Below are 13095 nucleotides of genomic sequence, written 5' to 3'. Positions count from 1 at the left end.
ATAACACACCCCTATTGATGAATCAGATAGGCTGGACGAGGAGAATTTATGAATAAAAAAAGCCGTAAATTATTATTAGCAGAACATGCTGTATTAGAAACAGACCGTTTAATTTTAAGACCACTAACGTTAGAAGACACCGCAGATGTTTTTGAATATGTTAGTGACGAAGAAACGATGAGATATATTTTTAAACCACATACAAACTTGCAGCAAACAGCAGAGTTTATTGCGAATTATTACTTAGCATCGCTATTAGGTTTTTACGCACTCGAACATAAAGATGACAAAAAAATGATTGGTGTTGTTGAGTTTAGAATCGATGATAAAGAGCATGAAGGTGAAATTGGCTACATGTTGAATAAAAAATATTGGAGGCAAGGCTTCACCACAGAAGCCTGCTTACGAATCTTATCGCTTGGTTTCCATACACTCGGTTTAGAACATATTAATTCTGGACATGATAAAGGGCACACGGCTTCAGGAAATGTATTAAAAAAAATCGGTATGTCCTTCGAGCATCTCACGGAAAATACTCATGAAGTAAACGGCGAGATGGTAGATACCCTTTTTTATGGCATAACGAGAGAGGCTTATTTAAAGAGCCAAGAAGAAGGTAGTCAGGAACTAAGTTAAGTCATAAAATATCCCTGAAAAGTTAGAGTTTAACTTTTCAGGGGTATTTTACTTACAGGCGTTCCCTTCTGGAGAGATGCTCATTTATAGCATTAGCTAACTGATTGAGCCGTTGCTGTCTCATTATAGCGTTCAAAAACATCGGACTCTTTATACAGAAATGAAAGACTATCAACACTCTCAATATAGTAAATATCAGAACTATTCAGAAGATAGATTTGTTCCTCTTTTCTACCTTCCAATTGAACAGATTGTGTTTCTATCACTTCAATAATTTTTTTAACACGTCTGTCCAATACGTTGTAAGTGATATCAATAATAGTCTCTTTTAGATTTTTATTTTCTTGTAAAATTAATTTCATGTCGGTCCTCCTTTTCGTATGACTTAAATGTAGTTTACAAATCAGTTTCATGTGAATCAACCTAATTTGGGTAACTTGCATAAATCGCGTGATTACTTGCATGAAAATGCCCTTATCGTAATCCTTGTTAAAGGAAAAATCTCAACAGACCCATCTAACTTTGATGAGTCATATTGAGGTTTTCGTTTAAGTATTTACTAATATTAGTGCTTATTTACAACATATTAAAAATGAGAATAGCAAATCAGTTGTTAAGATAAACGCAATATATTTTCTGAAAATCTTGCCTAATCAGTAGAATAATCAAGCACTCTTTCTATTTTATCTCCCTCACCGTTAGCGTCAAACAAAAAATAATAAAAGGTGTCTCTGCTACCTTCCACAATTATTTCAGCAACGGTATCATTAAGCCATTTGATTTCAATATCTCGAGGCTGAACATCTGCCTTCCCATCTTTCACAATATCGGTAGTAAACTCGGAAGAAGTTGTATCTTCTTCAATTAAAATGGTGGTTGAAGGTCCTGTTGTTGATATTTCTATATGATAGGTTTCATCGGGAGAATCACTGGTTAGAAGAATTTGTGTTTCAGTATAATAAAGGAATATATCATGTGTAAATTTGAAAATAGGGATGCTCACAAGAAAAAATACTGAGATAACCAATAAGAATAAAATCCCGCATCCTTGGTTAGGGATATATTCATTGTTAGACTGTTTCATTTTTACACTCCTTTCGTTTCAAACTAATAATATAGCATAATTATAAATCATATATCTCTTTTGTGATAATATACCCCAATAAGAGGAGCGATTCCTTAGAGACCGTTTTGTAGTCTATACTGTAACTATATGAATGGAGGAATGAATACAATGAATATCAAGCAAGCTGCTGAATTATTTAATCTTACCCCAGATACCTTGCACTATTACGAGCGCGTAGGTGTTATCCCACCTGTAACACGCAACAAATCGGGCTATAGGGATTATCAGACCAGAGATTTGAACTGGATTTACTTGGTGAAAAACTTGCGAGGAGTCGGACTTCCTATCGAATCCCTGATTTCATTCTGCGCACTGTCACAAGTGAGGGACACGCAGTATGTCGAAGAGGCACAAAAACAGATTTTGAATGAGCAATTAGAGGAGTTGGATGAACGTTTAGCAGAACTTCAGCAAGCGAGAGCGGTTCTCGAGTACAAAATAGCTACTTACGATGACCACATGGCAAAGTTCAGGTCGGGAGAGAGAACCGATGACGACCTAGAGAAGCTCTGGGAAGAAATAAAAAAATAGTAGGAAAACGCTTGCTATGGACTGAACTCCAACGTTTATAGTAGTAGGTAAGCTGGAAAACACGAAGCAGAGGAGGAAAATCAAATGAGAACAATTCGGTTGAATAATGGAGTAGAGATTCCAATTTTAGGATTTGGTACTTTCCAAATCACCGGTACCGATGCCGAGCAAGCAGTGATGGAAGCTATTAAAGCGGGCTACCGTCATATCGATACCGCCCAGAGCTACATGAACGAAGAGGCAGTCGGTAAGGGTGTTAGCAAGTCGGGAGTGCCCCGCGAAGAGCTGTTTATCACAACTAAAATATGGGTGGAAAATGTGAGCTATGAAGGTGTATTGTCTTCTTTTGACCGTTCTTTGAAGCGATTGGGAATGGACTATGTCGACCTATTGCTTATTCACCAGCCTTATAATGACATCTATGGTGCATGGCGGGCCATGGAGGAATTACAGAAAATAGGAAAAGTAAGAGCCATTGGTGTTTCGAATTTTAGTGTGGATCGGGCCGTCGATGTGGCCGAGTTCAATCGTGTTACTCCGCAAGTCAATCAGATAGAAATTAATCCTTTTCACCAGCAAATGGAAGCGATTGCGAATTTGAGGCAAGAAGGAATTGCTCCTGAAGCGTGGGCTCCCTTTGCCGAAGGGAAGAATGATATCTTTAATCATTCGATTTTGATGAAAATTGGCCAAAAGTATGGGAAATCGGTAGCACAGGTCATTATCAGATGGCTAGTTGAGCAAGACATTATTGTCTTGGCTAAATCGGTCAGTCCAAAAAGGATGGTTGAAAACATTGAGGTCTTCGACTTTGAATTGACAGAAGAGGACCGAGTTGAAATCGCTAGTTTGGATGAGAGTGAGAGCCAGTTCTTCTCCCATACCGATCCTGAAACCATCAGGCGCATGGCTAGTCGGAAAATCGGGATATAAATGTAACTAGGAGTAAACAAGGAAAGGGAGAAGCTGATGAAGCAACGTAAACTTGGGAACGACTTTACCATTTCGGAACTAGGGTTAGGCTGTATGGGGATGAGCCACGGACATGGTCTGCTGGTGATAGGGATGAAATGATTTCTTTGAGTCGTGCAGCGGTAGACAGGGGTGTAGACTTTTTCGACACGGCAGAAATCTATGGTCCTTTTGTGAATGAGGAACTCGTGGGCGAGGCATTGGCGCCGTACCGAGGACAGGTCAAGATTGCCACTAAGTGTGGGATTAAGCTAGTCAACGGTGAGCAAGTAGTTGACGGTCGGCCGGAAGAAATTCGGAAGTCAGTTGAGGGTTCCTTGAAACGACTATAGGTGGAAGCTATTGATCTCTATTACCTGCACCGAGTGGATCCAAATGTCTCAATTGAGGATGTAGCTCAGACCATGCAAGATTTTCGGAAAGAAGGCAAAATCAAACATTGGGGGTTATCTGAAGCAGGTGTGCAGACTGTTCGCAAAGCCCATCAAGTAGAGCCACTTACGGCTGTACAGAACGAATACTCACTTTGGTGGCGGGAGCCTGAGAAAGAACTATTTCTGGTTTTAGAAGAATTGGGTATCGGCCTAGTAACCTTCAGTCCTTTGGGTAAAGGATTCTTGACGGGGAGCTTTGATGAACATACTCAGTTTGACGAAAAGGATGGCCGTCGTATCTACCCGCGTTTCAAACCCGAGGCGCTGAAAGCAAACCAAGCCTTCGTAGAGTTATTAAAGGGAATTGCGGCGAGCAAAGGAGTTAACGCAGATTGATGAAGCGACCCGCCAAATTACGATTGTTGGGAACCGCTACACACCAGAATTGGAGAAGCGGGTAGGATTGTGACAAAAAATAGCTTTTTTGTTTTATCTCAGAAAGGATTATTTCAATATGATTTTTATCTAAATGGTAAAAAAGAACACGACAGCAAATACCAATTCGTTATTTAAAACGGATTGGTATTTGTTGTTTTAGTTTAAACATTAAACTGCTACGAACAACTGACGCTGGAATACTTGAGCACCGTATGACAGCATTAATGAAGATAATTCAGGTTGATGAGGTATAATGAAATAAATAAATTTTGTTATTAATAATCGGAATTAGTAGCTGTTTTTTGACAGTTAATATTATGTTGTTGCAAAAGAAGGTATCATGTGCAAAAATACGCTAATTGTATCATAATAATAGCATTGTAATAGAAAGGACGTTTGACATGAAAATTATCATTGCAGGCGGTGGTAAGGTTGGCTCAGTTCTCTGTGAAGAATTATCTACAGGTGAAAATGATATTATTTTAATAGAAAAAGATGAGACTCGCTTAGAGAATTTAATTAATATGAATGATATATCAGGTATTGTCGGTAATGGCGCTAGTTATGATATCCAACAAGAAGCTGGTGTAAGTAATTGTGATATTTTTGTTGCGGTAACGCCCCAAGACGAAGTAAATATCATGGCTTGTATTTTAGCGAAGAGTTTAGGGGCTCGTTATACAATCGCACGTGTACGGAACCCAGAGTACTCTAATCATTTCCAATATGTAAGGGAGAGTTTGGGAGTAAACTTGATGATTAACCCAGAACTAGAATCGGCTCGTAGCATTGCTCGGATTATTAAATATCCAACAGTTCTGAGTATTCAGACGTTTGGGGATAATCAGGTTGAATTAATTGAAATTGAAGTTACCGAACGAAGTCCGTTAGCGAATCTACCCTTAAATGATTTCCGACCAAAATATGGTGATATTTTAGTGGGAGCTATTCGCCGTCAAGGTGAAACGATTATTCCATCTGGACAGAATCAAATAAGAGTTGGTGACCATGTTTACTTAATTGGTGGAGCAACAACCTTGCGGAAGTTTTATCGAAAAGTCCGTTCCAAAAAGAACCAAGTTCAATCGGTACTCATTATTGGTGGTGGACGTTTGACCTATTATTTACTGGAGCTGCTAGAAGAGTCACGGATGGACATCAAGGTGATTGAACATAATCGTGAAGTTGCTGAAGGGTTAGGTGCTGGTTTCTCGAACGTAGAAGTCATTTTAGGAGACGGAACTGATCAAGAGTTTTTGCAACAAGAAGGAATTGAGAACTATGATGCCTTCATTTCCCTGACAGGCGTGGATGAAGAGAACATTATTGCTTCGCTATATGCTGCGCAACAAAAAGTCGGTAAAATCGTCACAAAAGTAAACCGCGAGTTATTGTTGAAAATATTCGACACAATTGGTATGGAAAGTATCGTAACACCTAAACGTGTGATTGCTAATACCATTCTTCATTTTGTTCGTAGCTTGGGGAATACGTCTGTTTCTGATGTAGAAGCATTGTACCGCATAGCAGACAATCAAGCTGAAGCCATTCAGTTTAAAGTTAAAGCAACGAGTCGCGTGACGAATAAACCAATTGAACAATTAAAAACAAGAGACGACTTGTTAATTGCGTATATCATTCGCGATAAAAAATTAATTATTCCTTCTGGTCAAGATATCATTAAACCAAATGACCGTATCATTATTATTACCAAAGAGAAATACTTTGATGATATCGATGATATTTTGAAATAGGAGGGAATGTATATGAATATTGGAATGGTTCGATACGTTACGGCTCGACTATTGCAGGTTGAAGCAGTCCTTCTTCTTTTTCCTCTCTTAGTCAGCTTTATCTATCAAGAAACGTGGCATTATAAGTGGAGTTTTTTGTCAGTTACCTTACTCTTAATAGTGTTAGGGCAACTATTAAGTTGGAAGAAACCAGAGAGTAAACGGTTAACGGCCCACGAAGGATTAGTTATCGTGGCTTTGTCCTGGATATTATTTTCCTTCTTCGGCGGGTTACCGTTCGTTATTAATGGTGATATCCCGTCATTAGTTGACGCTTTTTTTGAAACAAGTAGTGGGTTTACCACATCAGGTTCAAGTATTTTGGTCGATGTCGAGTTGCTCGCGCACTCAAGTTTGTTTTGGCGGAGTTTCACACATTTGACCGGTGGGATGGGGATTTTGGCATTTGCTTTAGCAGTCTTACCGCAAATGGATTCTCAGTCGGTTAATATTATGAGAGCCGAAACTCCGGGTCCAACTTTTGGAAAGTTGGTTTCCAAATTGTCTTCATCAGCACGGATTTTGTATATTATTTACCTTGCAATGACAGCTGTGGTAGTCGTTTTATTACTACTTGGGGGCATGGATTTATTTGACGCATTACTTCATGCATTCGGAACGGCAGGTACCGGTGGATTTGGGATTAAGAACGGTAGCGTGGCTCCTTATCAAAGCCCTTATAGTGAATGGGTGATTGGATGGGGGATGCTCGCGTTTGGGGTTAATTTCAACTTGTACTATTTGATTTTAATTGGGCAAGTTAAACAAGTCTTCAAGAGCGAAGAATTGAAATGGTATCTACTCATTGTAGGAGGTGCAGTAGGAATGATCTGTTTAAATCTAGCAAACTCCTATACATCATTTTCAACAATGGTGCGTGACGTATTCTTCTCGGTCTCTTCTGTTATAACAACAACTGGTTTTTCTACGGCTGATTTTGGATCATGGCCGATGTTTTCCCAAATGATTCTTCTGTTGTTAATGTTTTTCGGGGGAAGTGCGGGTTCTACAGCAGGCGGTCTGAAAATTTCACGGATTGTTATTTTTGGGAAGCTTTTTATGGCGGAAATTAAGCGTGTTGGTCAACCCAATCGAATTATAAGTGTTCAATATGATAAAAAACCATTAAATAAACTTGTGAAACATGCTGTAGCGAATTACTTTGTCGTCTATATGGTATTATTTGCTTTTCTAGTTCTGATTGTGAGTTTGGAGGGGTTTGATTTTTTAACAACCTTTAGTGCAGTTGCCGCAACGATTAATAACATTGGCCCTGGATTGGGACAAGTGGGGCCACTTTTCAGTTTCGCTGAACTAAGTGATTTATCGAAAGTGACATTGTCATTTGCTATGCTAGCAGGGCGCTTAGAACTATTTCCAATCCTTATTCTTTTCACACCACGCACATGGAAAAAGTAATACGAAAGAAATAAAAACCCCTACTGATTGGCTGTTCAGCAGGGGTTTCTCAAAGGAGTTATTCTTTATTTTGGAGGAGTAAAGAATAAAAAAGATGGTTATTTCTTTTGGCTTAAGGATATAATAATCCAATAATATGAAAAAAATATGAAGCTTTTGATAAAGAAATAGTAAGATTATTTGGGTTGGTTTTTATGAGGCGGTATAATAGAGTTAGGCATGACGAAGGAGGAAGAAAGATGACTGAACAAAATAGACTCGTTTACGGTTGCTACGATAGTGTGGATGATGTTGCTGCTGTCATAGAAGAACTTCGGTCAAAACAGTTTACAAATTCGGACATGACACTGGTCACTCGTGAAGATAAGGTATTGGCCTATTCGGAAAAATTAGGTATTCCGATTCAAACAGAAAAGGACGTTTTAGTTAGTTCTTCTGAAAAGCAAATTGCTCAACGAACGGACCCTGATTATAAAACCGACGATGATCCGCTCTATCATTATCAAGAACAAGTAGAGAGTGGTTGCATCGTTTTATTAGTGAATGGCGCAAAGTACCAACCCAATAAAGAAAAAGAAGCAGTCGTTCAGGATCACTCAGCGGAAACAATAGTCGATATGACAGACGCTATGCAGTCAAATGTGATAACATCTACTGGTAGAGCTGAGATGCTCGATAGTCAAATCAGTGTGGATGATGATTGATAATAAAAACAGCTAAAGAGGGGACAAAATGGGAAAGATTGATTTTTCATCGTGGCTTGGAAAGATTGTTTGGTTAGCAGGATTAATTTTAGTCATATTGGGGAGAGATTATGTCGAGAATCATATTCTGTGGCAACTTCGACTCGAAAATAAAGAATTATTTCTGCAGGCCATTTTATTATTTCTCTTGCCATTTTTGACAGGCTTATACCTTTCTCTGTTATTCTATTGGAGTGGGTTTAAAGCTGTTGACGTCTCTCTTTTAGCGGTTATTGCGATACCGGCGTTAGTATTATCTTTATTACCAGTCGTGGTTCAACAACTGCCATTAGTTTTACCAGAAGAGGTTCAATGGTTAGTAACCACCTTAAATACCGGTGATTTACTCGCTCTCGTAGCAGGATTAACACTCATACCCGCCTTACAATTTAAACAAAAAAGACGATACAGATAGACACAAAAAGAGAGAGTGCGACAAAACGCATGTCGGGGCTGACTTTTGGAGCACGTTTTCACTATAAATAGACGACACTAAAAAAGATGCTGGGATAGAACCCAGCATCTTTTCTTAAGGAGTTTTCTTTACTTGGAGGAGCAAAGAATAAAAAGATTGTTTGTGATTGGCTTATTTGTATAGTAACCCCTAAATATGAAGAAAATATGAATTGTTTGTAATGATTGTAAGAAATATTTCTTCGGTTGCAACGTTTAAGAACATGTTATACTAATTGTAAGGAAGGTCATTTTAAGGAGGGTATTTATGAAAGTCGCATTAATTGCACATGATAGAAAAAAAGATTTAATCATTCGTTTATGTACAGCATATAAACCTGTTTTGGAAAAGCATGAATTGTATGCTACCGGCACAACAGGGTCAAAAATTTCTGAAGCTACTGGCTTAGAAGTGACACGCTTCAAGTCTGGACCTTTGGGCGGAGACCAACAAATTGGTGCCATGATTTCTGAAAATCAAATGGATTTAGTGATCTTCTTACGTGATCCATTGGCAGCGATGCCTCATGAGCCTGATGTGACAGCCCTTATTCGCTTGTCAGATGTGTATGAAATTCCATTAGCAACTAATATTGGAACGGCTGAAGTATTGCTTCGCGGTTTAGATAGCGGCTATATGGATTGGCGTCATTTTTATAATAGCGTTGACCGTGATGACTTAACACCAGGTTATTAACAAGAGAGTGGGAAAAAAGGCGTTTAGCCCCGAATCTTCTAACGCATACCATATCCGTAAGCAGCTAAAGCTACAACGGCTATGGCAACTGGAACGAATCAGCACAGGATGTCGCAGAACATCCGAGCATTATTCGTGAAACAACGTCGTGGGGCTGCCTTTGGAATACGTTTAATAAAAATAAAGCGAGCTGGGAACCTGTTCTCAGCTTTTTAATTTATAGGGAGGAAATAGAATGAATCAAACGATTGAAACTATTTTAAATCACCGATCAGTGAGAGATTTTGAAGATAAGGCATTAACTAAGGATCAAATTGCAACGCTAGTTGATTGCGCGCAGGCAGCTTCGACATCGTCCTATTTACAAGCGTACTCGATTGTTGGAGTAACCGACCCGGATAAAAAACAAGCCTTAGCTAAATTAGCGATTAATAGTAACACCGTTGTCGATAGTGGCCACTTCTTTGTTTTTTGTGCGGATATGTACCGCCACCAAATGATTGGTGAAATGGAAGAGGTTGACGTAACACCATCAATTGAAAGTACCGAAATGTTTATGGTTGGCTCGATTGATGCAGCCTTAGCAGCACAAAATACGGCTTTGGCAGCAGAGTCGATGGGACTGGGTATTTGTTATATTGGTGGACTTCGCAATGACATGGGCTTGGTGAGCGAAATTCTAAACCTTCCGAACCATTGTGTGCCGCTATTTGGCTTAGCAGTTGGTTATCCAGCTGTTATTAATGATAAAAAACCACGTTTGCCGAGAGTAAATGTCTATCATGAAAATAGCTATGAGTCTGATCCAACTCACTATAAAAACCAACTAGAAGACTATAACCAAACAACTATGGATTACTACAAAGAAAGAACAAATGGTAATCGCCAAGATAAATGGACCACTCAAATTAGTAAAGGCTTGATAAATCCTAACCGTCTTTATGTTGGAGAATTTGTCAAGAGTAGAGGATTAAATAACTAATAAATTAATAGAATGTCTCTGAAGCTATGGGACTAGCCCATTCCTCAATGCTTTTCCTTAGCAATTTATTATCGTTTACTCATTTAAGAGAGTATGATAAACTGGTTTCAGCACAATATATAGGATGATTGTTTTTAATTGACACTATATATAGTATAGACAAGCGGTTTTAACATAAGGAGGGCAAGCAAGTGGAAAGTGTGGTAGATCAGTCTAGAATACAAGCGTTTATCCAGCAGCTAAGTGTGAAGAAATCAGACGGGAGAATTGTTTCTTTTAATAAACAGAAGATTGTGGATGCTGTTTTACAAGCGAATGAGGGAAAGTCATTATCGTCGCCAGAGCGGATGAAAGAGTTGTTAACGGCTGTTATTGAGCAACTTTATCTGCAAGATGTGTCGATGACGTCAACGGAAGATATCCATGAATGGGTTGAACAAGCGCTCATTAAACAAGATGAATTAGATGTCGCACAAGCTTATCACGCCTATCGTATCCGTAAACAAGAACAACGTATTGCGCAACGTGATATTGAATCACGTATTCAACAATTAATTCAAGCGGATGAAACGATTTTAAATGAGAATGCCAATAAGGATAGTCGTGTCTTTAATACAATTCGTGATTTAACAGCGGGCGTAACGGCAAAGGCGATTGGACTCAGAATGCTACCAGCTCATGTAGAAAATGCTCACTTGAGAGGCGATATTCACTTCCACGACTTAGATTACCATCCCTACTCACCGATGACCAATTGTTGCTTGATCGATTTTAAATATATGTTTGAAACGGGCTTTTCAATTGGAAATGCTGAAGTTGAACAACCAAAATCAATCCAAACAGCAGCTGCTCAAATGGCCCAAATTATTGCCAATGTGGCAAGTAGCCAATATGGTGGAACGAGTGCGGACCGAGTGGATGAATTACTGGCTCCTTACGCTGAATTAAATTACAACAAGCATATGGAAGATGCTGAAAAATGGGTATTAGCTGAACAACGTGAAACTTATAGTTGGGAAAAGACCAAAAAAGATATTTACGATGCGATGCAAAGTTTAGAGTATGAAGTGAATACTCTTTACACCTCTAATGGGCAAACACCATTTGTTACATTTGGCTTTGGTTTAGGAACCAACCGTTATGAACGTGAAATCCAAAAAGCGATTTTACGCGTCCGTTTAGATGGGCTCGGCAAGGAGAAACGAACGGCTATTTTCCCTAAACTTGTTTTTGGTATTCGTAAAGGGATTAATTACCGACCAACAGATCCTAACTACGATGTTAAGCAACTGGCAGTGGAATGTGCGACAAAACGGATGTATCCGGATATTTTAAACTATGATAAATTGGTTGAGTTAACCGGTTCTTATAAGGCACCAATGGGTTGTCGTTCTTTTTTACAAGGTTGGAAGGATGAAGAGGGAAGAGAAGTCAATAGCGGTCGTATGAATCTGGGCGTTGTGACTCTGAATCTACCTCGCATTGCCATGGAATCAAAAGGTGATTTAACAGCCTTTTGGGAATTGTTCCAAGAACGTGTGGCGATTGTAAAGGATGCTCTACTTTACCGTATTGAGAGAGTGAAGGAAGCTAAGCCTGATCAAGCACCTATTTTATATATGAATGGTGCTTGGGGTCATAAACTGGCAGCAGACGAAGATGTTGATCAACTCTTTAAACAGAAGCGGGCGACCATTTCACTGGGGTATATTGGCCTTTATGAAGTTGCAACGACCTTCTACGGACCTAATTGGGAAACAAATCCAGAAGCGAAACAATTAACGCTAGATATTTTAAAACAACTAAAAATAAATTGTGATGCGTGGGGAATCGAACAGGGATACCATTTTAGTGTTTATTCCACACCAAGTGAAAGTTTGACCGATCGTTTTTGTCGTCTTGACAAGGAAAAATTTGGTACAATAACAGACATTACGGATAAGGAGTATTACACTAATAGTTTCCATTATGATGTCCGTAAAAAACCAACGCCTTTTGAGAAACTTGATTTTGAAAAAGACTATCCGAAATACTGTTCAGGTGGCTTTATTCATTATTGTGAGTATCCTAATATTCGTCAGAATCCCAAGGCACTAGAGGCTGTTTGGGACTACTCTTACGATAAAGTGGGCTATCTGGGAACCAATACACCGATTGATAAGTGTTATGAATGTGATTATGCCGGCGAGTTTCATCCAACTGAACGCGGTTTTGAGTGTCCACAATGTGGCAATCATAATCCAGATAGTTGTGATGTCGTTAAACGGACATGTGGTTATCTTGGTAATCCACAAAAACGCCCGATGGTACGCGGCCGTCATAAGGAAATTACGGCACGCGAAAAGCACATGTAGGGGGCGGGAGTGATGATTAGAAATCCAGCGCCCGGCGAGTGGACGGCTGAAGCCTACTCTCGTGGCTACATTGCTGATTATAAGCCGTTTAACTTTGTTGATGGGGAAGGTGTTCGTAATAGTCTGTATGTGAGTGGTTGCCTTTTTGCCTGTCCAGGCTGTTATAACAAGGCGGCCCAGTCCTTTACTTATGGCAAACCCTACACAAAAGAGCTGGAAGACCAAATACTGGCTGACTTAGCTCATGATTATGTGCAAGGCTTGACCTTGCTAGGTGGAGAGCCATTTTTAAACACCACTATTCTCAACCCATTAGTCCAAAAAGTCCGCCAAATCTACGGCGATCAAAAGGACATTTGGAGTTGGACGGGTTACCGTTGGGAAGAAATGATGGTAGAAACGGCTGATAAAAAAGAGCTACTAGCTCAGATTGATGTTTTAGTAGACGGTCGTTTTGAACAAGATAAAATGGATTTGACCCTTCAATTCAGAGGGAGTTCAAACCAACGAATTATAAATGTAAAAGAAAGCTTAGCTAGCGGACAAGTCGTTCTCTGGCAAGGATATTAGAGGAGGA

The 13095-nt window shown here is 39.4% G+C and carries 13 protein-coding genes and 1 pseudogene; 12 read left to right on the top strand and 2 right to left on the bottom strand.

All coding sequences use genetic code 11. From position 1 onward, the window contains the following. Positions 1 to 48: 48 nt before the first annotated feature. Positions 49 to 636 (top strand): GNAT family N-acetyltransferase, encoded by a 588-nt coding sequence (locus G7057_RS04585; RefSeq protein WP_166161682.1) that lies wholly within the window; start codon positions 49 to 51, stop codon positions 634 to 636. Positions 637 to 728: 92 nt separating this feature from the next. On the opposite strand, the gene G7057_RS04580 is transcribed toward G7057_RS04585, so the two are convergent. Both G7057_RS04580 and G7057_RS04575 read right to left on the bottom strand, forming a co-directional pair. Then, positions 729 to 998 carry a hypothetical protein gene (locus G7057_RS04580; protein WP_166161680.1) on the bottom strand — a complete coding sequence of 90 codons (270 nt, stop codon included), beginning with the start codon at positions 996 to 998 and terminating at the stop codon, positions 729 to 731. A gap of 287 nt (positions 999 to 1285) precedes the next feature. Next, complete coding sequence (locus G7057_RS04575) at positions 1286 to 1720, bottom strand: hypothetical protein (RefSeq protein ID WP_076768115.1); 435 nt, start codon at positions 1718 to 1720, stop codon at positions 1286 to 1288. Positions 1721 to 1870: 150 nt separating this feature from the next. On the opposite strand from G7057_RS04575, the gene G7057_RS04570 reads away from it, so the two are divergent. From G7057_RS04570 to nrdG, 11 genes and pseudogenes are all read left to right on the top strand, one after another. Continuing rightward, positions 1871 to 2293 (top strand): MerR family transcriptional regulator, encoded by a 423-nt coding sequence (locus G7057_RS04570; protein WP_166161678.1) that lies wholly within the window; start codon positions 1871 to 1873, stop codon positions 2291 to 2293. An 84-nt stretch (positions 2294 to 2377) separates the two neighbouring features. Continuing rightward, positions 2378 to 3226: an aldo/keto reductase gene (locus tag G7057_RS04565; RefSeq protein WP_166161676.1), complete on the top strand. Its 849-nt coding sequence runs from the start codon at positions 2378 to 2380 to the stop codon at positions 3224 to 3226. A 137-nt stretch (positions 3227 to 3363) separates the two neighbouring features. Continuing rightward, a pseudogene (locus tag G7057_RS04560) lies at positions 3364 to 4035 on the top strand (aldo/keto reductase). Between the two features lie 443 nt (positions 4036 to 4478). After that, complete coding sequence (gene trkA / locus G7057_RS04555; protein ID WP_166161674.1) at positions 4479 to 5831, top strand: Trk system potassium transporter TrkA; 1353 nt, start codon at positions 4479 to 4481, stop codon at positions 5829 to 5831. 12 nt (positions 5832 to 5843) lie between these two features. Beyond that, the gene (locus G7057_RS04550) at positions 5844 to 7289 is read left to right on the top strand and encodes a TrkH family potassium uptake protein (RefSeq protein WP_166161672.1); all 1446 of its coding nucleotides are present in this window, start codon (positions 5844 to 5846) and stop codon (positions 7287 to 7289) included. Positions 7290 to 7528: 239 nt separating this feature from the next. Further along, positions 7529 to 7993, top strand: coding sequence for a hypothetical protein (locus tag G7057_RS04545; protein WP_166161670.1), 465 nt, complete (start codon positions 7529 to 7531; stop codon positions 7991 to 7993). A gap of 28 nt (positions 7994 to 8021) precedes the next feature. After that, positions 8022 to 8447, top strand: coding sequence for a hypothetical protein (locus tag G7057_RS04540; RefSeq protein WP_166161668.1), 426 nt, complete (start codon positions 8022 to 8024; stop codon positions 8445 to 8447). A gap of 306 nt (positions 8448 to 8753) precedes the next feature. Next, positions 8754 to 9182 carry a methylglyoxal synthase gene (gene mgsA / locus G7057_RS04535; RefSeq protein WP_166161666.1) on the top strand — a complete coding sequence of 143 codons (429 nt, stop codon included), beginning with the start codon at positions 8754 to 8756 and terminating at the stop codon, positions 9180 to 9182. A 235-nt stretch (positions 9183 to 9417) separates the two neighbouring features. Beyond that, complete coding sequence (gene nfsA, locus G7057_RS04530; protein ID WP_166161664.1) at positions 9418 to 10164, top strand: oxygen-insensitive NADPH nitroreductase; 747 nt, start codon at positions 9418 to 9420, stop codon at positions 10162 to 10164. 191 nt (positions 10165 to 10355) lie between these two features. After that, a complete protein-coding gene (nrdD, locus tag G7057_RS04525) occupies positions 10356 to 12518 on the top strand; it encodes an anaerobic ribonucleoside-triphosphate reductase (RefSeq protein WP_166161662.1) in 2163 nt (720 codons plus the stop codon). Positions 12519 to 12533: 15 nt separating this feature from the next. After that, positions 12534 to 13088 carry an anaerobic ribonucleoside-triphosphate reductase activating protein gene (nrdG, locus tag G7057_RS04520; RefSeq protein WP_166164072.1) on the top strand — a complete coding sequence of 185 codons (555 nt, stop codon included), beginning with the start codon at positions 12534 to 12536 and terminating at the stop codon, positions 13086 to 13088. The last annotated feature ends 7 nt before the right edge of the window (positions 13089 to 13095 follow it).

Source organism: Jeotgalibaca arthritidis, from assembly GCF_011100465.1.
Lineage (GTDB): Bacteria > Bacillota > Bacilli > Lactobacillales > Aerococcaceae > Jeotgalibaca > Jeotgalibaca arthritidis.
Note: the sequence above shows the minus strand (reverse complement) of the source record. Positions and strands in the feature narration are given on the sequence as shown.

Bases quoted from the DNA above. Each gene is read 5' to 3' on its own strand.
- trkA (WP_166161674.1), top strand. From the start codon at position 4,479: ATGAAAATTATCATTGCAGGCGGTGGTAAGGTTGGCTCAGTTCTCTGT.
- G7057_RS04585 (WP_166161682.1), top strand. From the start codon at position 49: ATGAATAAAAAAAGCCGTAAATTATTATTAGCAGAACATGCTGTATTA.
- G7057_RS04575 (WP_076768115.1), bottom strand. From the start codon at position 1,720: ATGAAACAGTCTAACAATGAATATATCCCTAACCAAGGATGCGGGATT.
- G7057_RS04550 (WP_166161672.1), top strand. From the start codon at position 5,844: ATGAATATTGGAATGGTTCGATACGTTACGGCTCGACTATTGCAGGTT.
- G7057_RS04580 (WP_166161680.1), bottom strand. From the start codon at position 998: ATGAAATTAATTTTACAAGAAAATAAAAATCTAAAAGAGACTATTATT.
- G7057_RS04570 (WP_166161678.1), top strand. From the start codon at position 1,871: ATGAATATCAAGCAAGCTGCTGAATTATTTAATCTTACCCCAGATACC.
- G7057_RS04540 (WP_166161668.1), top strand. From the start codon at position 8,022: ATGGGAAAGATTGATTTTTCATCGTGGCTTGGAAAGATTGTTTGGTTA.
- nfsA (WP_166161664.1), top strand. From the start codon at position 9,418: ATGAATCAAACGATTGAAACTATTTTAAATCACCGATCAGTGAGAGAT.
- G7057_RS04565 (WP_166161676.1), top strand. From the start codon at position 2,378: ATGAGAACAATTCGGTTGAATAATGGAGTAGAGATTCCAATTTTAGGA.
- G7057_RS04545 (WP_166161670.1), top strand. From the start codon at position 7,529: ATGACTGAACAAAATAGACTCGTTTACGGTTGCTACGATAGTGTGGAT.
- mgsA (WP_166161666.1), top strand. From the start codon at position 8,754: ATGAAAGTCGCATTAATTGCACATGATAGAAAAAAAGATTTAATCATT.